The sequence below is a fragment of the Micromonospora sp. NPDC048935 genome (assembly GCF_043197875.1).
Taxonomy (GTDB): Bacteria; Actinomycetota; Actinomycetes; order Mycobacteriales; family Micromonosporaceae; genus Micromonospora.
In genome coordinates this window covers 1-1,116 of sequence record NZ_JBICTZ010000033.1, presented here as the reverse complement: position 1 = coordinate 1,116, position 1,116 = coordinate 1, and the positions used below count along the sequence as shown (strand labels likewise).

Annotated in this window: 1 protein-coding gene; it reads right to left on the bottom strand. The window is 65.9% G+C overall.

Annotated features, from left to right (window positions below; all coding sequences use genetic code 11):
- Positions 1–950: acyltransferase domain-containing protein (locus tag ACGFIW_RS33735; RefSeq protein WP_393324610.1), on the bottom strand; the 950-nt coding region annotated here is incomplete at its 3' end.
- Positions 951–1,116: the final 166 nt, after the last annotated feature.

The following is a 1,116-nucleotide window of genomic DNA, read 5'->3' as shown; positions in this document are numbered from 1 at the left end:
AGCCAGTAGCGGTGGCGTTGGAACGCATACGTCGGCAACTCCACCCGCCGCGCCGACGGGAACATCACCGACCAATCCGGCGACACCCCATGCACATGCAACGCCGCCACCGCCGCCAACAACGACCCCACCTCCGAACGATCCCGACGCAACACCGGCACCGACACCGCCGCCGACACCAACGACGACAACACCCCGTCCGGACCCACCTCCACAAACGCCGACACACCCTCATCCACCAACCACGACACCGCATCACCAAACCGCACCGTCTCCCGCACCTGCCGCACCCAATACCCCGGCTCACACACCTCCCCACCCGCCAACCGACCCGACACCGTCGACACCAACGGAATCACCGGAGCCCGAAACTCCAGACCCCCCACCACCTCACCAAAACCCACCAACATCGGATCCATCAACGACGAATGAAACGCATGCGACGCCCGCACCCGACGCCACCGCGCACCACACCCCCGCGCCACCTCCAACACCGCACCCTCAACACCAGAAATCACCACCGACCCCGACCCATTCACCGCCGCAACATCCACACCCTCCACCAAAAACGGCACCACCTCATCCACCGACGCCCGCACCGACACCATCAACCCACCCCCCGGCAACCCCTCCATCAACCCCGCACGCGCCGCCACCAACACCACCGCATCACCCAACGACAACACCCCCGCCACATGCGCCGCCGCCACCTCACCAATCGAATGCCCCACCACAAAATCCGGCCGCAACCCCCACGACTCCAACAACCGAAACAACGCCACCTCAACCGCAAACAACGCCGGCTGCGTAAACCCCGTCCGATCCAACGCCTCCGCATCCCCCGCAATCACCTCACCCAACCCACGCGGCAACAACCCATCAAACGCCGCCACCACCTCCCCAAACACCCGACCAAACACCGGAAACGCACCCGCCAACTCCACACCCATCCCCACCCGCTGCGAACCCTGACCCGTAAACACCATCGCCCACCGCGACCCCACACCCGCCACACCCGACACCACACCCGACCCCGAACCACCCGACGCCACCACACCCAAACCCCGCAACAAACCCCCACGACCCCCCGCCAACACCACCGCACGATGCTCCAGG